A 23,586-nucleotide genomic window follows, 5' to 3' on the forward strand; every position below is an offset into this window, starting at 1 on the left:
CCGCTGGGGGCGGGTCGGCGGTGTCCGCCGCCGGGCCGCGCCCTCACTGAAGGGTACGCATGACCAGGCCGGTACGCGGCTTCGGCCCGAAGGAGGTGGACTTGCGCGGCGTGAGCTCGCCCGCGGCGGTGACCGCGTACACGTCGTCGACGCTGAGCGCGGGCAGGAGCACGGCGCTGTCCAGGTCCGGTCGCAGGGCGGCCACCGCGCCCGCCGGATCGTCGTGGACCAGGCGCGCCGCCTCGTCCGTCCGGTCCCACAGCGGCAGCAGTACACGGGTCAGCACGGCGGTCGGCAGGGCCCGCCAGACCGGCGAGCGGTCCGGCATGGCGGCGGCCAGCCGCTCCGGCGCGAAGCCGTGCAGCAGGTACCCTGTGCCGCCGCCCACCAGCAGCAGGGCGGGGCCGTCGGCGGCGGCCTTGGCGAGGTGGTCGAGCGCCGCCCGCAGCTCGCCGGCGCCGTCGGCGGGGATGGTGTCGATCTCGGCCAGGGCACGCGCCGCGCGCGCGGCGCGGCCCGCCTCAAGACCGGGCAGCACGCGGTGGATCGCGCCCACCCTCGGCGGGGTGGCGTCGGAGTCCACGAGGAGCGCCAGGCCGTGGTCCCAGGCCCCCGGTCCGGTCCGCTCCGCCCGGAGGCGCTGGTAGGCGGCGTAGCGGTGGTGGCCGTCGGCGATCAGCGCGGTCCGGGCGGCGAGGTCGGCGGTGATGTCCGCCTGCACGCGCGGGTCGGCGACCGCCCACAGCCGGTGGGTGACGCGGTCGCCGGTCGTCGTGTCGACCAGCGGGGCGGCCGCCGACTCCGCCACAGCGTCCACGGTCCGGGTGGCCGTGCCGCGCCGGGCGCCGGTGCCGCCGCGGTACAGCAGGAAGATCGGCTCCAGGTTGGCTCGGGCGGCGGCCATCAGCCGGGCGCGGTCGGCGACCGGCTCGCTGAGCACCTCCTCGTGCGGCCGCACCACCGTGCTCCCGGGCCGCGGCAGCCGCAGCGCACCGACGAGGCCGCGCTGCCGACCGCCGTCGGGCGCGGTCTGCTCGTAGACGTAGAGCAGCGGCTCGGTGTCGCGGACCAGGACGCCGTCGTCGATCCACCGCTGGAACGTCTCCGCGGCCCGGGCGTAGCGGTCGGGGCCGGCCAGCGCCCGGGTGGCGCCGTTGGTCGCGCTCGCGGCCGGAGGGACGGTCAGGCGTACGGCGTTGCGCGGTTCCGCCCGCATGAGCCCGGAGACCGCCGCCGCGTCGAGGACGTCGTAGGGCGGCGCCAGCGCCAGCCCGAGGTTCAGCGTGGGCGAGTCCATGAGGGACCGGGCGTCGGCGGTCGCGTAGCGCAGCCCCCGGAAGGGGGCCAGTTCCAGGGCGTCACCCGAGATGTCTCCCACGACCGCACGATACCCGGCGGACCGGCGCGGCGCCGGTGAATACCGCTCAGAGCAGCTTGCGGAGCCGCATCATGTCGCCGAAGCTCGCGTCGAGCTTCACCCGGCCGGACAGCAGCGCCTTGCTGAAGTCGAGCCGGTCCTCGGCCATGTCGACGAGGTCGTCGCTCGCGGCGGTGATGCCGACCTGCGCGCGGGGGCCCCCGGCGCCGTTCGGCCGCTGCGCCACGTCGACGAGCCCGTCCAGCGTCAGCCGCATGTCGAAGACGGTGTCGAGATCGCTGACCTTGACGCTCACCGTGCGTTCCACGATGTGCTTGCGCCGACGCTCCTCGTCGACCTCCAGGATCCGGTCGGACACCTTGTCGATCGCCGTACGGCATTCCTCGATGCTGGCCATGCCCCCATGATGCCCTAAATGCCCGACCAGGGCCGACAGGGGCGGCGAGGCGTGGCGCCGCGGGGCCGCTCCCCGGGCGCGGCCGGCCCGGTGCGGCACGGGCGGGGGCCGCGCCGACGCGCCGCGCGGCGACGGCGTTGCCGGTACGGTTTCTGCTGGGAGCGACGCACGGTAGCGGCGAGTAGCCACCGGAGGCGTCCCGGGCCCTGCCGACAACCGACACGTTTCACGAGGAGCACATTCGATGGTCGTCGACGCGGTACGCACCTACCTCGATGCCGCCAGCGGCTTCACGGAGCTGACCCGCAAGCGCGCCGTGGCGGCGGCCAAGACCCTCCTCAAGGAGAGCGACGAGCGCTCCGGCGGCGCCCTGACCCGCGCGGGCGACACCGCCCGCTCCACCATGGAGAGCGTGGAGAGCTCGGTGCGGCGTACCCGGGTGGGGCACAGCATCCAGTCGCTCGCGGCCGATCTGCTGGAGACGAGCAAGGCCAACCGGGCCGCGCTCAGCGTCCTCGTCGAGGGCGAGGTTGAGCGCTTCCTCGACCGGCTCGACCTCGTGCGCCGCGACGAGCACGACCGCCTGGTCCGCCGGGTCGCGGAGCTGGAACGCCGACTCGCCTCCCAGACGGCGGCCCAGCGGGCCGCCCGGTCTGCGGCAGGACGCGCGGCGCCCGCCCCGGTCGAGCCCGAGCCCGAGCCGGAGACCTCCGCACGCGCCGCGGCGGCCGCCGAGCCCGCGGCTGCGGTCCCCGCGCCGCCGGCCGCACCTGGCGCCCGCAGCGAGCCGACCGCGGCCGAGCCCGCCCGGGACACGGTTCCCGGGCCCGTCCGGGACACGGTCCCCGAGCCGGAGCCGAGGGCGGGCGCCGACGTGCCGCCGCCGGCCGAGCCGGCGGCGGCCCCCGGACTCCCCGGGGCCGCTGGCCCCGCAGAGCCGGCGCCGGCCACCGAGGAGTCCGCCGCCGGCCGTCCGGAGGCCGACCCCGGATCCACCGCCGAGGCGGCCGAGGGCCCCGGGCAGCTGTCGCTCACCGAGGTCGAGTCGGGCGGGTCCGCCCCGGGGAAGACCGCGGCGGCCTCCCAGGCGGACGCGGACGCCGACGTGACCGCGGCGGCGGCCGCGCCGGCGGTGGACACCGAGACGGCTGGGACCCCCGCCGCGACCGAGACCGCGGCGCCCGCGCCGTCCGCCGAACGGCGGGCCGCCGCCACTGGGAAGAAGGCGGCCGCGGGCAAGTCCGGCAAGGCGAAGACGGCGGGCACGCGCACCCGCGCCACCACCAAGAGCGGGACCAAGCGGAGCGCCGCCCGCAAGAGCGCCGCCAAGAAGGACGCCGACGAGAAGTAGCCGCGCGCCCGGAGATCCGGACGCGGCACAGCGGAGGGCCCGACACCATGACCGACGAGCACCCGTGGGCCGCCCGGCCCACGCCCGGCCGGCCGCGGCCGGCGCCCGCGCCGCCCGGAGCCGGGGACGACGGCCTGGCCGAGCGGACGGTCGCGAACGTGCGGTCCCGGCTGGCCGAGCTGGACGGCCTGGACACCGCGGACCACGTGGCCGTCTTCGATGCCGTACACCGCGAACTGGCCGACGTGCTCGGCCGCCTGGACCGCGACCCGGGGCCGGAGCGGCCGGGCCCCGGCCCCTCCGGCCGGCCGCACTGACCCGCTCCGCGGCTGCCCCCGGTGTCCGGCGCGGCCGGGTGGCCGTTCCGGTCGGCGGTGCGCCGGCCGGGACTCTGCCCCGGCGCCCGTCCCGCGGCTGCGCGGCGGACGGACCGGGATCGCGGGCGGCGGTCGGCCGGAGGGCCCCGTTCCCGCGCCGCGTGCCCGCCGCGGTGCGGCGAGCACGGCGCCCTTTCCCCACGGGCCCGGCCACCGATCCGCCTCGACCGGCTCTCCCGCGCCAGACAGCGCGTCCCGCGCGTTCCGGGCGTGCCGCTCCATCATCGGGGCTGGCCCGGTGGAGCCGCACGCGGTGGGGCGGACCGGCGGCGCGGGACGAGGCCGGACCCGGCCGAAGGGGCCGGGCGCCAGGTGCCGCGCCCGGCGTTCTCGGCCGGTACCCGTAAGACCGGCCGCCCGGCCGGAGCATGCTGACGTCCGCTGCGCGCGGATCCGCCGCGCCCCCGGGGGAGGGCGCGCACGAGGAGGGCGGCTGCCCGCGGGCCTGTCCGTTCTGTCGGGCGGTCCGGCGCCCGAACCACACGTCGCCCCCGCAGGCGCGGCCATCTGGCGCGTTCCGCCGACCAGCACCCCCGCGCGCGGCCGTCGCTCACGAACGAGCACCGGCCAGCCCGCTGGCCCCCGTCAACGGCCCCGTCCCGGATCGGCGGAGAACTGGGAGAATGGAGGCGCCCGGTGCCGGTAGCATCTCGGGCGCCGCGGCGGCGCCCGTGCCGCGCGGCCACCTCCTCCCTTTCGAGATAGGCGGATCACACGACCATGGCCAGACGCAGCCGACTGGACGCCGAACTGGTCCGGCGGGGCCATGCGAGGTCCCGCGGGCACGCCGCGGAGCTCATCGAGGAGGGGCGCGTGCGGGTGGGCGGTGCCATGGCGACCAAACCCGCCACCCAGGTCGGCACCGACCAGCCCATCGTGGTGGCGGCGGCGGACACCGACCCCGGCTACGTGTCGCGGGGCGCCCACAAGCTCGCGGGCGCGCTCGACGCGTTCGGCATCGACGTCACCGGACGGCGCTGCCTGGACGCCGGCGCCTCCACTGGCGGCTTCACCGACGTGCTGCTGCGCCGGGGGGCGGCGCAGGTCGTCGCCGTCGATGTCGGCTACGGGCAGCTCGCCTGGTCGCTGCGCAGCGACGACCGGGTCGACGTGCGGGAACGCTGCAACGTCCGCGACCTCACGCCCGACCAGGTGGGCGAGCCGCTGCCAGGCCTGGTGGTCGGCGACCTCTCCTTCATCTCGCTCACCCTGGTGCTGCCGGCCCTCGTGCGCTGCGCCCGGTCCGACGCGGACTTCGCGCTGATGGTGAAGCCGCAGTTCGAGGTGGGCAAGGAGCGGGTCGGCGCCGGTGGCGTGGTGCGCGACCCCGACCTGCGGGCGGACGCGGTGCGCTCCGTGGCCGCGCACGCGCTGACGCTCGGACTCGGCTGCCGGGGTGTCACCGCCAGCCCGCTGCCCGGTCCGTCGGGCAACGTCGAGTACTTCCTGTGGCTGCGCGCCGGCGCCCCCGCCCTGCGGGAGGAGGACCTGCGGCGCGCCGTCGAGGAGGGTCCGCGGTGACCCTGCCGGTACCCGTGGCCATCAGGGGTCCGGAGGCGCCAGATCCGGCTCGCCCCTGTCGGCGCACCGGCGCACCGGCGCACTGACCGGATCGGCCGGTCCCCGCAGCGCACTCCCCTCCGGGGCGTCACCGGTGGCGTAGCTGGCACGGTACCGGAACACGCTGGCGGCCCCCTGCCGTGATGGGCCATGGCAGGTTGGCAGGGCGACGCCGCACGGGTGCCGCGGACCGCGACCGCCTGGGGCAGCCCTCGGCTTGGCCCGCGCCACCCCCACCAACAGGAACAACTCCGGTTGATGGAGGGCACCCCGCTACGCCGCGGAGCCTCCCGCGTGACCGTGAACCGCTTGGGCCTGGGCGAGGCAGCCGGCTGGGGCATGGACAGGTCCCACCCCGTCTTCTCCTGGGGCGCCGAACTCCCGCCCATCACCGCCACCGGCGGAGCCGTATGCGCGTTCTGCCTGGCCAGCCCCAAGGAACGGGACGAACGCGAACCAGCCCTGCACCCGCTCCACGCGCAGTGGTGCGCGCCGGGACCGTGCCCAATCGTGCGCGGCACGAGCTTGGCCGGGGCGGAGGAGCCCCTGCCGCGGCCGGTCGCCGGAAGTGGCCGGAACCCGGGCCCATGCCGTGCTCCGAGAAGGCACAGGTCCCCGGCTGCCCCCCTCCGCCGGCGCTGCGCGGCCGTTCCGTGACGAGCGTCCCGTGCGCCGGCTGCGCCTGTCCCAGGGGACCGCGCCGTCAGAGGGCTGGTGGTGCGGCCAACCGACGGCCTCGCCGGGGAGCTGCCGCCCTGATCATCCGTCCAATCACCTGCCAATGCCCGTCAGGGGCGCCGACCATCTCCGCGGCCTGCTTACCGCCGTGCTCGATTGGCGCGGTCTCATGCGCGGTCGAGCCCGAGCAGGGCGTGTGCGCCAGGCGCACCGGCCGGATCAGCGCGGACCCCAGCCCCGCGGCGCCCCTGTCGATCCCGGCCCCGAGTGGTTAACGCCTGCCGCGCAGGCGCCAGCCCGCCGCCCTGCGGATACCTCGGGCAGCCGCCGTACCGCGACGACCGCCCGGTCGGCCCCCGGCGGCACCACGCTTCCCAGGTCAGGAGCGGCCATGGCGGGGAGCCGACTGGTGGCCGCCCGCCCGTGCGCCCGGCGGCTCCCGCGCGCGCAGGAACAAACCCCGGCGCGTGTCCGTTGACCCCGTCGCGTGAGGTCCCCGCTCACACGGGGGCAGATCTGCGGTTACCGCCCCGGCGGCCGCCCCGCGTGGCCGAGATCGCGACGGAGGGCCCATCGGGTCGGCGGTTCCGGTAACGTGACCCGGCCGGAACCGTGCCGGGTATCCGGGCTCCGTGGCGCGTGAACGTGACGAACGAGGGGGACGTGTCCATGACCAGCGCGGGCGAAGGCGCCGTGAGCACATCCGTGGGCCCCGAGGACCGCAGTGTCCTGCTGCTGGCGCACACGGGCCGCCCCGCCGCCATCCGCAGCGCCCAGCTGGTCCACGAGAGCCTGACCGCGGCCGGACTCACGGTGCGGATGCTCGCGCACGAGGCCGACGACCTGAAGAGATCGGGCACCGAGCTCGACCCGGTCGAGATCGTGCGGGCGCTCCCCGAGGCCGCGCGCGGCGTCGAACTCGTCATGGTCCTGGGCGGCGACGGCACGCTGCTGCGCGCCGCCGAGATCGCCCGCTCCGCCGGAGCGCCCCTGCTGGGGGTGAACCTGGGACACGTCGGCTTCCTCGCCGAGGCCGAGCGCGAGGACCTCACCGAGACCGTCCGCAGCGTCGTCGACCGCGACTACTCGGTCGAGGAGCGGATGACCATCGACATCACCGTCTACAACGACGGCCGCAACGGCAGCGCGCCGCCCGTACGCACCTGGGCACTGAACGAGGCGACCCTGGAGAAGGCGAGCGCCCGCCGGATGCTGGAGACGGTGCTGGAGGTCGACGGCCGCCCCCTCTCACGCTGGGGCTGCGACGGAGTGGTCTGCGCCACACCCACCGGTTCCACCGCGCACGCCTTCTCGGCCGGCGGGCCGATCGTCTGGCCGGAGGTCGAGGCGCTGCTGGTCGTGCCGATCAGCGCCCACGCACTTTTCGCCCGACCGCTGGTCGTCTCGCCCGACGCGGCGATCGCCCTGGAGGTGCTGCCGGACACCACCGACGGCGTGCTCTGGTGCGATGGACGCCGTATGGTCGAATTGCCGGCCGGGGCGCGGATCGAAGTTTCGCGCGGCGACACACCGGTACGGTTGGCTCGCCTGCAGCGGGCACCGTTCACCGACCGCCTGGTCGCGAAGTTCGGCCTCCCCGTGGCGGGCTGGCGCGGGCGCGCCGAACTGCGCGACGACGGCCGGTGAGCCGCGCCCGGGCATGGCAGCAGACCACAGTGGCGGCAGCAGGAGAGGGTCCGGTGCTCGAAGAAGTCCGCATCCAGGGTCTCGGGGTCATCGACGACGCCGTGTTGGAACTCTCGCCCGGGTTCACGGTGGTCACCGGTGAGACCGGCGCGGGCAAGACGATGGTGGTCACCGGCTTGGGGCTGCTGTTCGGCGGGCGGGCCGACCCGCAGCGCGTCCGGCCGGGCGCCGAGCGCGCCGTGGTCGAGGGCCGCCTCACCGTGGCCCCGGCCGGCCGGGTCGCCGAGCGGGTCGCCGAGGCCGGCGGCGAACTCGACGACGACGTCCTGATCCTCACCCGCTCCGTCTCCGCGGAGGGCCGCTCCCGGGCCACCCTCGGCGGCCGCTCCGCGCCGGTCAGCCTGCTGGCCTACCTCGCCGACGACCTCGTCGCCGTGCACGGCCAGTCCGACCAGCAGCGGCTGCTGCGCACCGACCGGCAGCGCGCGGCCCTGGACCGCTACGCCGGGGAGCGGCTCGCCGGCACCGCCGCAAGCTACGCCGCGGCCTACCGGCGGCACCGCGAGGTGGCGGACGAACTCGCCGAACTGACCACCCGGGCCCGCGAGCGCGCCCAGGAGGCCGACCTGCTGCGTTTCGGCGTGGAGGAGATCACCGAGGCCGATCCCAAGTCGGGCGAGGACGCCGAGCTGCTGGCCGAGGAGACCCGGCTCGCGCACGCCGACGCGCTGCGGATCGCCGCGACCACCGCGCACGAGGTGCTGGCGGGCGACCCCGCCAGCGACGTGGAGATCGACGTCACCGCGCTGCTGGCCTCGGCCCGCCAGGCGCTCGCCGCCGTCCGGGAGCACGACCCCGCGCTGGCCACCGTGGCCGACCGCCTCGACGAGGTCGGCTACGTGATCAGCGACGCCGCCACGGAACTCGCGTCCTACCGCGAGTCGGTCGACGCCGACCCCGCCCGCCTGGCCGCCGTCCAGGAGCGCCGCGCGCTGCTGACCCAGCTCAGCCGCAAGTACGGCGCCACCACCGACGACGTGCTCGCCTGGGCCGAGGACGCCGCCAAGCGGCTCGCCGAGCTCGACAACGACGACGAGCGCATCGAGGAGCTGCGCGCCGAGGAGGAGGCGCAGCGCCGGCGGATGACCGAGCTGGCCGACCGGCTCACCGAGATCCGCACCGAGACCGCCGAGCGGTTCGGCGCCGCGGTGACCGAGGAACTCACCGCGCTCGCCATGCCGCACGCGCGGGTGAGCGTACGGGTCGCCACGGGCGAGGAGTTCGGCCCGCACGGCCGCGACGACATCGAGCTGCTGCTCGCCCCGCACCCGAGCGCGCCGCCGCTGCCCCTCAACAAGGGCGCCTCCGGCGGTGAGCTCTCCCGGGTGATGCTCGCCATCGAGGTGGTGTTCGCCGGCGCCGACCCGGTCCCCACGTTCGTGTTCGACGAGGTGGACGCCGGCGTCGGCGGCAAGGCGGCGGTCGAGATCGGACGGCGGCTGGCACGGCTCGCCCGGCGCGCCCAGGTCATCGTGGTCACCCACCTCCCGCAGGTCGCCGCGTTCGCCGACGCCCATCTCGTGGTGGAGAAGTCCAACGACGGCATGGTCACCGAGAGCGGCGTCACCCGGCTCGACCGCTCCGGGCGGGTCCGGGAGCTCTCGCGTATGCTGGCGGGACTGGAGGACTCCGAACTGGGCCGGGCGCACGCGGAGGAGCTGCTCACCATCGCCGCAGCCGACCGGCCGGGCGACACCGGACGCCGCTGAGGCCCGGCAGCGCCCCGCCCCCCGCCCCCTCGCGCGGCCGGTTCGGCCGTACGTCGCGGGGGTGTGGACCGTTGGACGCGTTCGGGAGGGGCCTCCCCCCGCGGGGAGCGGCCATCCGGGCCCGCCGGCTCCGCTCGGCCCCGCGCGGTCGCGCCCCGCGGCGCGGCGCGGCGCCGGCCGTGACCGTGGGTGAACACGCCGGGACGCATGGCGTTGTAACCGAAGCGCGGCGGGCTCTGGCAAGATGCAGGCAATGAAGGTTCCGACGGCGCTAGGCGCCAGATTCCCGAAACTCCGTCGTGCCAGGCCCGACGGATCCGTCGGCGTCACCGCACCCGCCAGATCGGACCGTCGGACCAAGAACCTCACCAAGCGGCTGCGCCCCGGCGACATCGCCGTCATCGACCACGTCGACATCGACCGGGTCAGCGCCGAGGCGCTGGTCGCCTGCGGCGTGGCCGCGGTGCTCAACGTCGCCAGCAGCATCAGCGGACGCTACCCCAACCTCGGCCCCCAGCTGATCCTGGAGGCGGGCATCCCGCTCGTCGACGACGTCGACCCCGAGGTGTTCGCGCGGGTGCGCGAAGGCGAGGAGTTACGCCTGGAGGGCGGCACCCTCTACCGGGGTGCGGAGGTGGTCGCCAAGGGGGTCGAACAGGACGCCGAGTCCATCGAGGCGGCGATGACCGAGGCGCGCGCCGGGCTGTCGGTGCAGCTGGAGGCGTTCGCCGCCAACACCATGGAGTACCTCAAGCGCGAGCGGGAACTCCTGATCGACGGCATCGGCGTGCCCGACGTCCGCACCCGCATCGAGGGCCGGCACGTGCTGATCGTGGTGCGCGGCTACCACTACCGGGAGGACATCGCCGCGCTGCGCCCCTACATCCGCGAGTACCGGCCGGTCATCATCGGCGTGGACGGCGGGGCCGACGCCCTGATGGAGGCGGGCTACCGGCCCGACATCATCGTGGGCGACTTCGACTCCGTCTCCGACAAGGCGCTCACCTGCGGCGCCGAACTCGTGGTGCACGCCTACCGCGACGGCCGGGCCCCGGGGCTGCGGCGCGTCACCGACCTCGGCCACGACGCGATCGTGTTCCCGGCCACCGGGACCAGCGAGGACGTCGCCATGATGCTCGCCGACGACGCCGGGGCCAGCCTCATCGTGGCCGTCGGCACCCACGCCACCCTGGAGGAGTTCCTGGACAAGGGGCGCGCCGGGATGGCCAGCACCTTCCTCACCCGGCTGCGGGTCGGCAGCAAGCTGGTCGACGCCAAGGGCGTGAGCCGCCTCTACCGCAGCCGCATCTCCCCGTGGACCCTGCTCGCCATGGTGGCCGCCTCCCTCCTCACGATCGTGGTGGCCGCCTACAGCTCCCCGGCGGGGCAGGTCTACCTGAACTTCATCGCGGCCCGCTGGGACGCGTTCCTCTACTGGTTCACCGGACTGGGCTCGTGATCGACTTCCGCTACCACCTGGTTTCCATCGTCGCGATCTTCCTCGCGCTCACCGTCGGGATCGTCCTGGGCACCACCATGCTCCAGGACCCGCTGCTCAACACCCTGCAGTCGGAGACGTCGCAGCTGCGCGAGCAGAGCGAGGACCTGCGCGCCGAGAAGGACGTCGCCGACCAGATCAACGCGGGCGACGACCAGCTCGTCGGCGCCTTCGCCGGCGAGATGCTCGCCGACCAGCTCACCGGGGCCCGGATCGTCGTGGTCGAGGCCCCCGGCGTCGACGACGAGCTGCGCGCCGGGCTGACGTCGCGGATCGAGCAGGCCGGCGGCACCGTCCCGGGACGGCTGTCGCTGACCGACAAGTTCCTCGACCCCGAGCAGTCGGCCTTCGTCAACGAGCTGACCGACCAGCTCGCCGAGGGGGTGGAGCTGCCCCGCGGCAACGCCTACGAACGCGCCGGCGCCGAGCTCGCGCAGGTGCTGATCGCCCCCGAGGAGGACGCGGAGGACGAGGAGCCCCGCGACGCGCCGGCCGACGGGGAGGACGCGGAGGAGCGGGAGCCCGCCCTCGACCCCGAGGCCGTCCTCGGCGGGTTCGCCGAGGGCGGTCTGCTGACCCAGCACGGCGACGTGGCGCAGCGCGCGGACCTCGTCCTGGTCCTCGCGCCGGCCGAGCCGTTCGCGGCGGCCGCGGGCGAGCAGGCGCAGGGGATGGAGGACGACACCGCCGCCCCCGGCAACGCGGCCGTGCTGGCGCTGACCCGGGCCTTCGACGCCGCGGCCGGCGGCGCGGTCCTGGCCGGCGGTACCAGTTCCATCGAGGCCGGCGGCCTGCTGGCCCAGGCGCGCGCCGAGGAGGCCGGCTTCACCACCGTCGACACGGCCGGCAGCACCTCCGGGGACGTGGTGACCGTGCTGGCGCTCGCCATCACCCTGCAGGGCCGCAGCGGGCACTACGGCATCGGCGAGGGGGTCGACAACTACCTGCCCGACCCGCTGCCGCAGCCGACCAGACCGAACGACTCCCCGGAGTCCGACGAGGACTCCGGTGCGGACCCGGACGCGGATTCGGAGTAGCCCCTCATGCGATTCCCCCGTTCTGCACGTTTCCCGCGCCTGAACGGCTTCGGTGCCGTCACCGCCGCGGCGGCCGCCCCGGGCCGGGCGCCGCTGTGGAGAGGACTGGCCGGCGCCGCCATCGGCGCCGTCGCGGCGCGCGCCGTGTACTCCGTGCTGACACGGCCCCGGGCGTGCGAGGTGCGCGACGACGTGGTGACCGCGCGCAGGGGAACCGGTGAGACCTGGAGCCGGACCAACTTCCGCGGCGAGCCGGTCACCCTGCTGGAGGGGCCGGCGCTGGCGGCCGGGACGTGTGCGGCCGCCCTGCTCGCCCCCGGGCTCCCGGTGCGGCTGCGTGCCGCGACGGCCGTCGCGGCCGCCGGGGCCGGCGCGTTCGGCGCCTACGACGACGTCGCCGGCTCCTCGGGGTCGCGCGGATTCCGGGGGCACCTCGCCGCGCTGGCGCGCGGCGAGGTCACCACGGGAGCCGTCAAGATCCTCGGCATCGGCGCGACCGGCCTGGTCGCGGCCGCGGCGGTGCCCGGCCGCCCGGCGGACCTGCTCATCAACGGTGCGCTGATCGCCGGTTCGGCCAACCTGCTCAACCTGTTCGACCTGCGGCCGGGGCGCGCCGCCAAGGTGGGGCTGCTCGCCGGCGTCCCGGCGCTGGGCGACGCCACGGCGGGCGCCGTCGCCGGGCCCGTGCTCGGCGCCACCGCGGCGCTGCTGCCGGAGGACCTGGGGGAGCGGGCGATGCTGGGCGACGCCGGTGCCAACGCGCTGGGCGCCGTCCTGGGTGTCGCCGCCGCGGCCGGGCTGCCGAGACCAGCGCGGCTGGGGCTGCTGGCCGGGGTGGCCGGCCTGACCGCCGCCAGCGAGGTGGTCAGCTTCACCAGAGTCATCCGCACCACGCCGCCGCTGCGCTGGCTGGACGAACTGGGCCGCCGGCCGGCGCGGGCGGAGGGCGGGGCGGTCACGCTGCCGGCCGACCTGCTCGCCGAGCCGCCGGTGCCGGAGCGGTCGGCCGGGCGGTAGGACAGCGCCCCGCCACCGGCCCCGGCCCGCCCCGCATGCGGCGCGCGGGCGGCCGCCGGCGTCCCCCGGTGCCCGGCGCGTACCCGGCACCGCCGCGCCGCGGGCGGGTTCGGCGTGCGCCCGGGGTGGCGCGCGGGCGGCGGCTAACCTCGAACACGCACGTACTCCCACGTAGCACACCTGGAGCAGCCAACCCGTGACTTGGGAACGCATCCGGCGGCTGAGCGCCGGGGTCGCCGGTGCGGCCGTGCTCATCGCCGCGGTCACCCTGGTGGCACGGGCGGCCGGGTTCGGGCGGACCTTCGTCTTCTCCCAGACGGTGGGGGACAACTGCCTGGGCACCGCGTACTACACGGCCAACCAGCTGCCCAATGTGCTGTTCGAGATCGTCATCGGCGGCGCGCTGTCCGGAATGGTGGTGCCGGTCCTCGCGGCGGCGGCCGAGCGGGGCGACCGCGCCGAGGTGCGGCGGACCGCCTCGGCGCTCGTGACGTGGGTGGTGCTCCTGGCCGTGCCGCTCAGCCTGCTGCTCGCCGCCGCGGCCGGCCCCGCGATGGCCCTGATGCTCGGGGCCGGCGCCGGGTGCGACCTGGCGGAGCTGCGGGGGCTGTCGGTACGGTTCCTCCTGGTCTTCGCCCCGCAGATCGTGTGCTACGCGCTGGCCGCGGTGCTGTACGGCGTCCTGCAGGCGCACCGCCGGTTCCTGGCGCCCGCCCTGGCACCGCTGCTGTCGAGCCTCGTGGTGATGTCGGCCTACGTCGCGTTCGTCCCGCTGAGCGGCGGGCACCGCGACGACCTCGCGCGGCTGCCGGTCGCCGCCGAGCTGGTGCTCTCGGTGGGGACGACCGCCGGGGTGGTGGCGCTGCTGCTCACCGCGCTCGTCCCCGCGGCCCGCCTGCGGCTCCGGCTGCGGCCCCGGCTGGCGTTCCCGCCGGGTGTGGCCGCCCGGGTGCGCACGCTCGCGTTCGCGGCCCTGCTGCCGCTGGTGGCGATGCAGCTCAGCCTGCTGCTCGCGGTGGCCCTGGCCAACCGCGGCGGCGGTGGCGGAGCCGTGGTGCTCTACCAGTACGCGTGGAGCCTGTTCACCCTCCCCTACGGGGTGATCGCCGTCCCCATCGCCACCAGCGCCTTCACGACCCTGTCGGTGCGCCACGCGGCGGGGGACCGGGACGGCTACACCGCCGTGGTCGCGGCCAGTTCGCGCGCCTGCGTGGTCACCACCGCCGCCGTGGCGACGGCCCTCGCGGCCGCGGCGGGCCCGCTCGCGGAGGTGTTCGCGGCCGGCGACCCGGCGGTGCTGCGGCGGGCCCTGCTGGCCTTCGCGCCGGGCATCGTCGGATTCGGGCTGGTGGCGCTGCTCAGCAGGGCGCTGTACGCGTCGGGGCACGGCCGCCCGGCGGCCGTCGCCCAGGTCGCGGGGTGGCTGGTCGTCATGGCGGCCGCGGCCGGGCTGGTCGCCGCGCTGCCGAGCGGCTGGGCGGTGGCCGGCATCGGCGCCGGCACCTCGGTCGGCCTGTCGCTCGCGGCGGTGCTGCTCGTGGCCGCGGTGGCGCAGGCGCACGGGAGGGCGGCGTTCGCCGGACTGGCCCGGGTGCTGGTCGCGGCGGCACTGGGCGCGACCTGCGGCTACGCGGCGGGCGCGGCGGTGCCGCCGGCCCTGGACGCCACCGGCCTGTGGCCGAACGCCGGCGCGGGGCTGCTGGCCGGCGCGGTCGGCATCGCGGTGTACGGCGCGCTCGCCGCGCTGATCGACGGAAGGGCGGTCCGCGCCGCGGTCACGCGGCGTGCCGCGCCGTCCGCGCCGGACTCCGAAGCGACACACGAGGTGGAGGGCACGTCCCATGAGTGACCTGCGGATCGCGATGGTCGTCGCGACCAGCGGCGGAGGTGTGGGCAACCACGTGCGGTCGCTGGCGGGCGGACTGCGCGCCCGCGGCCACCGGGTGGCGGTGGTCGGCCCGCCCGCCACCGAGGAGCGGTTCGGCTTCACGTCAACCGGGGCGCGCTTCGCGCCGGTGGACGTGGGCGCCCGGCCCCGGCCGGCCAGCGACCTCGCCGCCGTGCGGCGGCTGCGCCGGCTGCTGGGGGACGTCGACATCGTGCACGCCCACGGCATCCGCGCCGGAGCGCTGTGCGCGCTGGCGCAGGCCTCGCCGCTGATCGTGACGCTGCACAACGCGCCGCCCGTCGTGGCCGGCCCGATGCGGATGGTCTTCCCGGCCCTGGAGCGGGTGGTGGCGCGGCGCGCCGACCTCGTGCTGGGGGTCTCCGGAGACCTGGTGGCGCGGATGCGGGACCGCGGCGCGCGCGCGGTGGAGCGCGCGCTGGTGACCGCTCCGCCCATGGGGCCACCGCGGCGCGCGGCCGCCGACGTGCGCGCCGAGCTCGGCGTCCCTGCGGAGCGACCGCTGCTGCTGGTGGTCGCCCGCCTGGCGGCGCAGAAGGGGCTGGACGTGCTGCTGGACGCCACCGCGCGGCTGTCCCGGCACGACCCGGCCCCGGTCGTGGCGATCGCCGGCGACGGGCCGCTGCGGGAGGGGCTGGCCGCGCGGATCGCGGCCGAGGACCTGCCGGTGCGGCTGCTGGGCCACCGCACCGACATCGCCGACCTGCTCGGGGCCGCCGACATGTTCGTGCTGCCGAGCCTGTGGGAGGGGCCGTCCCTGGTCATCATGGAGGCGCTGCGCGCCCACCTGCCGGTGGTGGCCACCCGGGTCGGCGGCATCCCGGACCTGTACGCGAAGGTGGCGCTGCTCGTGCCCCCCGGGGACGCGGGCGCCCTGGCCACCGAGGTGGCGCGGGTCCTGGACGACCCCGCCCTCGCCGGGGGGATGCGCGACGCGGCCCGGCTGGCCGCGGCCACGCTGCCCACGGAGGACGACACCGTCGAGCAGGTGCTCAGCCTCTACCGCCGGCTCGCCGCGCACGACGGCGTGCTGCCGTGACCGCGCGGCGCGGCCTGGCCCCCAAGTGAGGCAGAACACACCTCCCGGCGGCGGGATCGGACCTCACGGCGGCTATACCCCCCGGGAATTCGATGGCATCATGGACGCGGATCCCGACTGCCGAACGCATGGATCGGCGTGCGCGGGGTCATGACAATCAGTGAGGGGAGTATCCCTTCGCGGCGGTGTCGTCATCACGGATCGCGACGAGGCGAACCCGGTGCCGTCGGTCCACGGTCTCGTCCGTGGGCGGGAGAGACCTCCGGTAGCGACCTGTGCCCGTACAGCGGGCTGGCCTGGCAACCGGAGGAGTCCTAATGGATGTCCCCATGTGGGTGTGGCTTGTCACCATCGGCGCGATGGTGGTGATCCTGGCCGTCGACCTCGCGATCGTCGACCACCCGTGGAGCAAGAAGAGCGGTCCCAAGGAGTTCGGCCTCAAGCAGGCCGGCTGGTGGGCGGCCTTCTACATCGGGATCGCGATCCTGTTCGGCTTCGGGCTCTGGTACTTCGGCGGCGGCACGGTGGCGGGGGAGTACTTCGCCGGGTTCGTCACCGAGAAGAGCCTCAGCGTCGACAACCTCTTCGTCTTCTACCTGATCATGGGCAGCTTCGCGGTGCCCAAGAAGTACCAGCACGAGGTCCTGCTGGTCGGCATCGTGATCGCGCTGGTCATGCGCGGCTTCTTCATCGCGATCGGCGCGCAGGCGATCAACGCCTGGAGCGAGGTCTTCTACCTCTTCGGCGCCTTCCTGATCTACACCGCCATCAAGATCGTGCGCGACCATGTCAAGGGCTCCGAGGAGCAGGAGGACTTCACCGAGAGCTTCGCGGTGCGCATGGTCAAGAAGGTCTGGCCGGTCACCGACGACTACCACGGGGCGAAGCTGACGGTGCGCAAGGACGGCCGCCGCTACGTCACCCCGATGCTGATGGTGATCGTCGCGATCGGCGTCACCGACCTGGTCTTCGCGGTCGACTCCATCCCGGCGATCTTCGGCCTCACCCAGAACGCCTACATCGTCTTCACCGCCAACGCCTTCGCCCTGCTCGGCCTGCGCCAGCTGTACTTCCTGCTGGCCGGCCTCATGGACCGGCTGGCCTACATCAGCTGGGGCCTCGCCGCGATCATGGTGTTCATCGGCATCAAGATGTTCCTGCACGCCCTGCACGAGAACGGCGTCGCGGTGCCGGAGATCAGCACCGGCCTGTCGCTGACCGTCATCCTCGGCGTGATGACCGTCACGATCGTCGCCAGCCTGCTCCGGCCCGCCCCCAAGGACGCGGCGGGTGCCGCGACCGGCGCGGACGCCCCGGCGGACCTGCCGGACGCCGGGGAGTCGCGGGCCGAGAGCCTGTCGCGGGGATCGGGGCGGGAGTAGCCACCGTCGAACAGCTGTTCGGTTATAGTTGGAGCGTCCGCCGGCCGCCGGCGGACGCTCTTACTGTTCGGGCCGGAAGTTTCCGCTGCCCGGAGTGGTTAATCTAAGAGGTCGAACGCCGCGCGACGACCGACGCCACCGCGTCCCCTCACTCGTCCGGCGCAGGCCACATCCCGCAGCGTGGCACGCGACACCAGGGTGCCGATGCCGTAAAGGGGCTGGTTGACACATGGCCGAGAAGCTGGTGATCCGGGGCGCCCGGGAGCACAATCTCAAGGACGTCTCGGTGGACCTGCCGCGGGACTCCATGATCGTGTTCACCGGTCTGTCGGGTTCGGGCAAGTCCTCGCTGGCCTTCGACACCATCTTCGCGGAGGGGCAGCGCCGCTACGTCGAGTCGCTCTCCGCCTACGCACGGCAGTTCCTCGGCCAGATGGACAAACCCGACGTCGACTTCATCGAGGGGCTCTCGCCGGCCGTCTCCATCGACCAGAAGTCCACCAACCGCAACCCGCGCTCCACGGTCGGCACCATCACCGAGGTGTACGACTACCTGCGGCTGCTGTGGGCGCGCATCGGCCGGCCGCACTGCCCGGAGTGCGGGCGGGAGATCGCCCGGCAGACCCCGCAGCAGATCGTGGACCGCGTACTGGAGCTGCCCGAGGGCACCCGCTTCCAGGTGCTCGCCCCCGTGGTGCGCGGGCGCAAGGGCGAGTACGTGGAGCTGTTCCGCGACCTCCAGGCCAAGGGCTACACCCGGGCGCGGGTGGACGGCACCCTCGTCCGGCTGGACGAGGCGCCCGCCCTCAAGAAGTACGAGAAGCACGACATCGCGGTGGTCGTCGACAGGCTCACCGTCAAGGAGTCCGCCAAGCAGCGGCTCACCGACTCGGTCGAGACCGCGCTGCGGCTGGCCGGCGGCACCATCGTCCTGGACTTCGTCGACCTCCCCGACGACGACCCCGAGCGCGAGCGGGTGTTCTCCGAGCACCTGTTCTGTCCCTACGACGACCTCTCGTTCGAGGAGCTGGAGCCGCGCTCGTTCTCCTTCAACTCCCCCTACGGCGCCTGCCCCGAGTGCACCGGCCTGGGCACCCGCATGGAGGTCGACCCCGAACTCGTCGTCCCCGACCCCGCCAAGACGCTGGCCGAGGGCGCCATCGCACCGTGGTCCGGCGGGCACGCCAGCGAGTACTTCGGCCGCCTGATGGAGGCGGTCGGCGATGCGGTCGGGTTCGACCTCGACACCCCCTGGGAGAAGCTGCCCCGGGCCGGCCGCAAGGCCCTGCTGCAGGGCCACGAGACCCAGGTGCACGTCCGCTACCGCAACCGCTACGGCCGCACCCGCTCCTACTACACCTCCTTCGAGGGCGTCATCCCGTGGGTGCAGCGCCGGCACTCCGAGAGCGAGAGCGAGATCAGCCGCGAGCGCCTGGAGGGCTACATGCGGGTGGTCGCCTGCCCGGCCTGCCAGGGGACCCGGCTGAAGCCGGTCGTGCTGGCCGTCACCGTCGGCGGCCGGTCCATCGCCGAGGTCAGCGCGCTGCCGCTGAGCGAGTGCGCCGAGTTCCTGCGCGGCCTGGCGCTGAGCGACCGCGACCGCGCCATCGCCGCCCAGGTCCTCAAGGAGATCAACTCCCGCCTCGGCTTCCTGCTCGACGTCGGCCTGGACTACCTGAACCTGGGGCGCGAGGCGGCCTCCCTGTCCGGCGGCGAGGCGCAGCGCATCCGGCTCGCCACCCAGATCGGCTCCGGGCTGGTCGGCGTGCTCTACGTGCTGGACGAGCCCTCGATCGGCCTGCACCAGCGCGACAACTTCCGGCTGCTGGAGACCCTGCGGCGGCTGCGCGACATCGGCAACACGCTCATCGTGGTCGAGCACGACGAGGACACCATCCGCGCGGCCGACTGGGTGGTGGACATCGGCCCCGGCGCCGGGGAGCACGGCGGCAGCGTCGTGGTCTCCGGGCCGGTGGAGGAGCTTCTCGCCTGCACCGACTCCAGCACCGGCGACTACCTCACCGGCCGCCGGTCCATCCCGGTTCCGCCGGAGCGGCGCCCGCGGACGAAGGGCCGCGACCTCGTCGTGAAGGGCGCCCGCGAGAACAACCTGCGCGGCCTCGACGTCGCGTTCCCGCTCGGCGTGTTCACGGCGGTCACCGGCGTGTCCGGCTCCGGCAAGTCCACCCTCGTCAACGAGATCCTGTACAAGGCGCTCGCGCGGGAGCTGCACGGTGCGCGCTCGGTGCCCGGCCGGCACACCCGGGTGAACGGGATGAACCAGGTCGACAAGGTCGTGCACGTCGACCAGAGCCCCATCGGCCGCACGCCGCGCTCGAACCCGGCCACCTACACCGGGGTGTTCGACCACATCCGCAAGCTCTTCGCGCAGACCACCGAGGCCAAGGTACGCGGCTACCAGCCGGGCCGCTTCTCGTTCAACATCAAGGGCGGGCGCTGCGAGGCGTGCGCCGGCGACGGCACGATCAAGATCGAGATGCAGTTCCTCCCGGACGTCTACGTGCCGTGCGAGGTGTGCCACGGGTCCCGGTACAACCGCGAGACCCTGGAGGTGCACTACAAGGGCCGCACCATCGCCGACGTCCTGGACATGCCCATCGCGGAGGCGCTGGAGTTCTTCGAGCCCATCTCCGGTATCCGCCGGCACATGCAGACCCTGAACGACGTCGGCCTCGGCTACGTGCGGCTGGGCCAGCCCGCCACCACGCTGTCCGGCGGCGAGGCGCAGCGCGTCAAGCTGGCCTCCGAGCTGCAGCGCCGCTCCACCGGCCGGACCGTCTACGTGCTGGACGAGCCGACGACCGGCCTGCACTTCGAGGACATCCGCAAGCTGCTCGGCGTGCTCGGCAGACTGGTCGACAACGGCAACACGGTGATCGTCATCGAGCACAACCTCGACGTCATCAAGACCGCCGACCACATCATCGACATGGGGCCCGAGGGCGGCTCGCGCGGTGGCACCCTGGTGGCCGCGGGCACGCCCGAGGAGGTCGCCGCGGTCGAGGACAGCTTCACCGGGCAGTTCCTGCGCAAGATCCTCTGAAGCGCCGGGGCGCCGGCGGGCGCGGCGGCTCGTCGCGCTCGGTATCGTCGGTGCAACGCGCGGCTGCGCACGCCCTCCCGCCCCCATCCAGAAAGCCGTATTCCCGATGAGCTACCCCCCGCTCCCCAACGACGGCGGTCCGCCTGCCGACCCGCACGCCCGGAGCGGCGGGTGGCCGGTCCCGCCGCCGACCGGGGGCCCCGCGGTCCCGTCGGGGCCCTATCTCGGCGGGCCGGTCCCGCCGCCGGTCGGCGGTCCCTGGCAGGCGGGCGTGCCCGGCGGCCGGCCGCCGGGGGATCCGCGGCTGGCCGACTGGGGGTCCCGGGCGCTGGCCCGGCTCATCGACGGTGTCATCGTGCTCGTCCCCGGCAGCATCGTCGCGGTGATCATCGGAGCGGCGTGGGTCGGCGGCCAGGTGGTCATGTCCGACATCGCGTTCAGCAGCGGCGAGCGCAACTTCGGCATCGTCTTCAGCATCGTGGTGTACCTGCTCTCCGTCGCCTTCGACACGGTGTGCCTGCGCCGCTGGGGGCGGACCCCGGGGAAGGCGGCGCTGAAGCTGCGGGTCGCGGTGGTGGGCGGGACCGGCCGTCCGGGGGAGGTCCCGGTCGCCCAGGTGCTCGTCCGGGCGGCCGTGTACAACCTGGTCAACCTCTTCGTGTGGACGCACGTGGGCGTGCAGTCGCTGCTGTTCCTGCTGTTCCTGGTCTTCGTCGCGCTGTGGCCGCTCTGGGACACGCCGAACCGGCAGGGGCTGCACGACAAGATCGGGCGGACGGTCGTGCTCCGCGACCGGTGATCCCGGGCGGAGCACGCCAGTGCGCATCGTGGTCGCGACGACACGCTGGGTGGCGGACCTCGCGGGAACACCGGGGGTCCCGGCAGATAATGGGACGCCTGTAGCTCCGACCGAGCGTCCGACCACCATGAGGTGCGCCAGCCCATGAACAATCCACCGCCACCGGACCGGCCGCGCGACCCGGGCGGCCGCGCAGACGAGGGGGGCGGCCCGCCTCCGGAGGGGGAGCGGCCGCCGTCCCCGGGCGGCGGGCCCTCGCGCGGATACGGCGCGGGACGCGCGCAACCGCCGCCGGAGCGGGAGGGGGAGCCGCCGGCCGGCGGCTACCGGCGCCAGCCCGGGCAGCTCGCGGAGTGGTGGCAGCGCCTGGTCGCCCGCATCATCGACACCATCATCGTCGGCATCCCCTACGTCATCGTGCTCGCCGTGGTGCTGTTCGCGTTCGCCGGCACCGCCGCGACCGACTACGGCACCGAGACCTACGGCGCCCAGCCGTCCGGTGACCTCACTCTCGGCGCCCGGGTGATCGGCGCGGTGGTCGGGTTCGTCATCGCGGTGGTCTACGAGGCGCTGATGCTCGCCGCGTTCGGGCGGACGGTCGGCAAGATGGTGATGCGGCTCCAGGTCGTCCCGATCACCGGTCCGGCGCCGCGGCTGCCCATGAGCGCGGCCGTGCTGCGGGCGCTGACCTGGTACCTGCCGGCCTTCCTCAACTGGATCCCCTACATCGGCTGGCTGATCAGCCTGGTGCCGGTGCTCAACGGACTGTGGCCGCTGTGGGACAAGCCGAACCGGCAGTCCCTGAACGACAAGGTCGCGAAGACGGTGGTGGTCACAGCCGCCTGACAGCCGCCTCGGGGCGGGCCCCTCCGGGGCCCGTCCCGCGCGTGGTCCGGCGGCACGTCCGCCGGACCCTCCGGCTCCCGGAGCCTGCCGGTCCTCCAACCCCGGGGCGTGGCGCGGAGCGCTCCCCGCTACTACTACAGTGCGTAGTGGAAGTCTCGGGACAGGTCGAAGGGAGCCTCGTGATGGGTGCGGGGGCGTCGTGTGCGTGCGGGCTGAGCCGGCGGAGGCTGCTCGGCGCCGCTGGAGCGGCCGGAGCCGCGGCGGTGGGCGCGAGCGCGTGCACGCCGCCGGAGGACCGGCCGAGGCCGCAGGACAGCCTGCACGGTCAGGTGGTGGCCCAGACGACCGACGTTCCCGTGGGCGGCGGGCAGCTGATCATCGGGGACAAGCTCGTGGTGACCCAGCCCACGGAGGGCGAGTTCCGGGCGTTCAGCGCCGTCTGCTCGCACGGCGGCTGCACGGTGCAGGAGGTGACCGACGTGATCCACTGCCTGTGCCACGGCAGCGTGTTCGGCATCGCCGACGGCGACGTGCTGCGCGGGCCGGCGACCCAGCCGCTGGAGGCGTTCGAGGTGACTGTGGAGGGCACCGACATCACCCTGGTCTGAGCCGACTCGCCGACATCGAAAGCGGCGGTCGCGCGGTCGCCCGCCCGACCGCCGCGGTGCGGCGGACGCCGCTCACTCCGCGTCCTGCTCCTCGCGCAGGGAGCCGTCCGCGGGGGCGTGCTCGCGGCGGAACGCCGAGGTCGGCCAGATCGCCGCGTAGGGCTCGGCGCCGTCGCCGGTGACCTCCGTGCGGTTGCGCGGCAGCGACTCGGGGAAGTTGCGCCGGATGTAGTCGACCAGGTGCTCGCGCAGGTCGCAGCACAGGTCCCAGCGGGCGTCGGAGTCGGCGGTGGTGACGACCGCCCGCAGTTCGATGAGCCCGGTCTCCAGCACGTCGGTGGCCTGCAGGGACCAGCGGCGGCCGTCCCAGAGCGGGTGGTTGCTGACGAACTCGCCGACCTCGGCGCGGATCTTGTCGATCGGCACCTCCCAGTCGACCCGGAGCAGCACGGCGCCGGTGATCGCGGTGCCCTGCTTGGTCCAGTTCTCGAACGGGTTGTTGGTGAAGTGCGAGACCGGCAGGACCAGCCGGCGCTCGTCCCACAGCCGCAGCGTCACGTTCGTGAGGCTGAGCTCCTCGACGCGGCCCCACTCGCCGTTGAAGACCACGATGTCGTTGATCCGCAGCGAGTCGCTGAAGGCGAGCTGGAGCCCGGCGAAGAGGTTGCCGAGCATGGACTGGGCCGCGATGCCGGCGACGACCGAGATCAGGCCGGCGGAGGCGAGCAGCCCGGCGCCGAGCGCCCGGACGGCGTCGAAGGTGAACAGGATCGCGGCCACGGCGAGGATGCCGATGATGGTGGCGAAGACCCGCCGCAGCAGCTTGACCTGGGTCTGCAGCCGCCGCGAGCGCCGGTCGGCGTCGGAGCTCTTGACCGCGAGCTTGACCAGCACGGTGTCGGTGACCGCGTAGGCGACGGTGAGCGCCAGCCAGACCAGCGCTCCGATCATGGCGATCTGCATGGCGTGCTGGATGATCGTGTACACCGCCCGGCCGACCTCGTCGCGGGCCGGCAGGGCGAGGTTGACGCCGACCACGGCGCCGGCGGCGTAGGCCGACAGGCGGCACCGCTGGACGAGGGGATCGGCCAGCACCCAGACCTTGGAGAGCTGGTGCGTGAGCAGCCAGTGCACCACCGTGACGAGGAGCACGGAGATCGCGACGGAGACGCCGATGGCGACCCAATGTCCGACATCCACGAAAACGGTCCCTTTCAGGAGAAAGCTGGGGAA

The 23,586-nt window shown here is 74.6% G+C and carries 18 protein-coding genes and 1 pseudogene; 16 read left to right on the plus strand and 3 right to left on the minus strand.

Annotated elements, in window-relative coordinates; all coding sequences use genetic code 11:
• Positions 1 to 43: 43 nt before the first annotated feature.
• Complete coding sequence (locus DEF28_RS08715; protein WP_114397184.1) at positions 44 to 1,369, minus strand: DUF1015 family protein; 1,326 nt, start codon at positions 1,367 to 1,369, stop codon at positions 44 to 46.
• 55 nt (positions 1,370 to 1,424) lie between these two features.
• The gene (locus DEF28_RS08720; RefSeq protein WP_114397169.1) at positions 1,425 to 1,775 is read right to left on the minus strand and encodes an SCP2 sterol-binding domain-containing protein; all 351 of its coding nucleotides are present in this window, start codon (positions 1,773 to 1,775) and stop codon (positions 1,425 to 1,427) included.
• Positions 1,776 to 2,019: 244 nt separating this feature from the next.
• Here DEF28_RS08720 and DEF28_RS08725 point away from each other — a divergent pair, with 244 nt between their 5' ends.
• The 16 genes and pseudogenes from DEF28_RS08725 to DEF28_RS08795 all read left to right on the plus strand — a co-directional run bounded on the left by DEF28_RS08725 (position 2,020) and on the right by DEF28_RS08795 (position 22,353).
• Positions 2,020 to 3,126 (plus strand): coiled-coil domain-containing protein, encoded by a 1,107-nt coding sequence (locus DEF28_RS08725; RefSeq protein ID WP_114397170.1) that lies wholly within the window; start codon positions 2,020 to 2,022, stop codon positions 3,124 to 3,126.
• Positions 3,127 to 3,173: 47 nt separating this feature from the next.
• On the plus strand, positions 3,174 to 3,443 hold the full coding sequence (locus DEF28_RS08730; protein WP_114397171.1) for a hypothetical protein: 270 nt from the start codon (positions 3,174 to 3,176) through the stop codon (positions 3,441 to 3,443).
• 780 nt (positions 3,444 to 4,223) lie between these two features.
• The gene (locus DEF28_RS08735) at positions 4,224 to 5,024 is read left to right on the plus strand and encodes a TlyA family RNA methyltransferase (RefSeq protein ID WP_114397172.1); all 801 of its coding nucleotides are present in this window, start codon (positions 4,224 to 4,226) and stop codon (positions 5,022 to 5,024) included.
• Positions 5,025 to 5,253: 229 nt separating this feature from the next.
• Positions 5,254 to 5,600 (plus strand): annotated as a pseudogene (locus tag DEF28_RS29180) (IS982 family transposase); the annotation flags it as partial.
• An 834-nt stretch (positions 5,601 to 6,434) separates the two neighbouring features.
• Positions 6,435 to 7,388, plus strand: a complete 954-nt coding sequence (locus DEF28_RS08740) for an NAD kinase (protein WP_233515183.1) — start codon at positions 6,435 to 6,437, stop codon at positions 7,386 to 7,388.
• Positions 7,389 to 7,441: 53 nt separating this feature from the next.
• Positions 7,442 to 9,157 carry a DNA repair protein RecN gene (gene recN, locus DEF28_RS08745; protein ID WP_114397173.1) on the plus strand — a complete coding sequence of 572 codons (1,716 nt, stop codon included), beginning with the start codon at positions 7,442 to 7,444 and terminating at the stop codon, positions 9,155 to 9,157.
• A 253-nt stretch (positions 9,158 to 9,410) separates the two neighbouring features.
• A complete protein-coding gene (steA, locus tag DEF28_RS08750) occupies positions 9,411 to 10,616 on the plus strand; it encodes a putative cytokinetic ring protein SteA (RefSeq protein ID WP_114397174.1) in 1,206 nt (401 codons plus the stop codon).
• Positions 10,613 to 11,692 carry a copper transporter gene (locus DEF28_RS08755; protein WP_114397175.1) on the plus strand — a complete coding sequence of 360 codons (1,080 nt, stop codon included), beginning with the start codon at positions 10,613 to 10,615 and terminating at the stop codon, positions 11,690 to 11,692. The genes steA and DEF28_RS08755 overlap by 4 nt, the downstream gene beginning before the upstream one ends.
• 6 nt (positions 11,693 to 11,698) lie before the next feature.
• Positions 11,699 to 12,709 carry a hypothetical protein gene (locus DEF28_RS08760; RefSeq protein ID WP_233515184.1) on the plus strand — a complete coding sequence of 337 codons (1,011 nt, stop codon included), beginning with the start codon at positions 11,699 to 11,701 and terminating at the stop codon, positions 12,707 to 12,709.
• A gap of 196 nt (positions 12,710 to 12,905) precedes the next feature.
• A complete protein-coding gene (gene murJ / locus DEF28_RS08765; protein WP_233515185.1) occupies positions 12,906 to 14,558 on the plus strand; it encodes a murein biosynthesis integral membrane protein MurJ in 1,653 nt (550 codons plus the stop codon).
• On the plus strand, positions 14,551 to 15,654 hold the full coding sequence (locus DEF28_RS08770; RefSeq protein ID WP_114397176.1) for a glycosyltransferase family 4 protein: 1,104 nt from the start codon (positions 14,551 to 14,553) through the stop codon (positions 15,652 to 15,654). Before murJ ends, DEF28_RS08770 begins: the two co-directional genes overlap by 8 nt.
• 317 nt (positions 15,655 to 15,971) lie before the next feature.
• Complete coding sequence (locus tag DEF28_RS08775) at positions 15,972 to 17,036, plus strand: TerC family protein (protein WP_114397177.1); 1,065 nt, start codon at positions 15,972 to 15,974, stop codon at positions 17,034 to 17,036.
• A 229-nt stretch (positions 17,037 to 17,265) separates the two neighbouring features.
• Entirely contained in the window at positions 17,266 to 20,100 is a 2,835-nt protein-coding gene (gene uvrA / locus DEF28_RS08780; RefSeq protein WP_114397178.1) for an excinuclease ABC subunit UvrA, read from the plus strand.
• A 106-nt stretch (positions 20,101 to 20,206) separates the two neighbouring features.
• A complete protein-coding gene (locus DEF28_RS08785; RefSeq protein ID WP_114397179.1) occupies positions 20,207 to 20,899 on the plus strand; it encodes an RDD family protein in 693 nt (230 codons plus the stop codon).
• A 144-nt stretch (positions 20,900 to 21,043) separates the two neighbouring features.
• Positions 21,044 to 21,745, plus strand: coding sequence for an RDD family protein (locus DEF28_RS08790; RefSeq protein WP_114397180.1), 702 nt, complete (start codon positions 21,044 to 21,046; stop codon positions 21,743 to 21,745).
• Between the two features lie 212 nt (positions 21,746 to 21,957).
• Entirely contained in the window at positions 21,958 to 22,353 is a 396-nt protein-coding gene (locus tag DEF28_RS08795) for a Rieske (2Fe-2S) protein (protein WP_114397187.1), read from the plus strand.
• A gap of 72 nt (positions 22,354 to 22,425) precedes the next feature.
• Here DEF28_RS08795 and DEF28_RS08800 read toward each other — a convergent pair whose 3' ends face one another.
• The gene (locus tag DEF28_RS08800; protein ID WP_114397181.1) at positions 22,426 to 23,553 is read right to left on the minus strand and encodes a mechanosensitive ion channel family protein; all 1,128 of its coding nucleotides are present in this window, start codon (positions 23,551 to 23,553) and stop codon (positions 22,426 to 22,428) included.
• Positions 23,554 to 23,586: the final 33 nt, after the last annotated feature.

The sequence above is a fragment of the Marinitenerispora sediminis genome (assembly GCF_003336425.1).
Taxonomy (GTDB): Bacteria; Actinomycetota; Actinomycetes; order Streptosporangiales; family Streptosporangiaceae; genus Marinitenerispora; species Marinitenerispora sediminis.

Coding starts and splice junctions, on each gene's coding strand:
- DEF28_RS08720 (WP_114397169.1), bottom strand. CDS start 1,775: ATGGCCAGCATCGAGGAATGCCGTACGGCGATCGACAAGGTGTCCGAC.
- DEF28_RS08725 (WP_114397170.1), top strand. CDS start 2,020: ATGGTCGTCGACGCGGTACGCACCTACCTCGATGCCGCCAGCGGCTTC.
- DEF28_RS08730 (WP_114397171.1), top strand. CDS start 3,174: ATGACCGACGAGCACCCGTGGGCCGCCCGGCCCACGCCCGGCCGGCCG.
- DEF28_RS08735 (WP_114397172.1), top strand. CDS start 4,224: ATGGCCAGACGCAGCCGACTGGACGCCGAACTGGTCCGGCGGGGCCAT.
- steA (WP_114397174.1), top strand. CDS start 9,411: ATGAAGGTTCCGACGGCGCTAGGCGCCAGATTCCCGAAACTCCGTCGT.
- DEF28_RS08760 (WP_233515184.1), top strand. CDS start 11,699: ATGCGATTCCCCCGTTCTGCACGTTTCCCGCGCCTGAACGGCTTCGGT.
- DEF28_RS08770 (WP_114397176.1), top strand. CDS start 14,551: ATGAGTGACCTGCGGATCGCGATGGTCGTCGCGACCAGCGGCGGAGGT.
- DEF28_RS08775 (WP_114397177.1), top strand. CDS start 15,972: ATGGATGTCCCCATGTGGGTGTGGCTTGTCACCATCGGCGCGATGGTG.
- uvrA (WP_114397178.1), top strand. CDS start 17,266: ATGGCCGAGAAGCTGGTGATCCGGGGCGCCCGGGAGCACAATCTCAAG.
- DEF28_RS08785 (WP_114397179.1), top strand. CDS start 20,207: ATGAGCTACCCCCCGCTCCCCAACGACGGCGGTCCGCCTGCCGACCCG.
- DEF28_RS08790 (WP_114397180.1), top strand. CDS start 21,044: ATGAACAATCCACCGCCACCGGACCGGCCGCGCGACCCGGGCGGCCGC.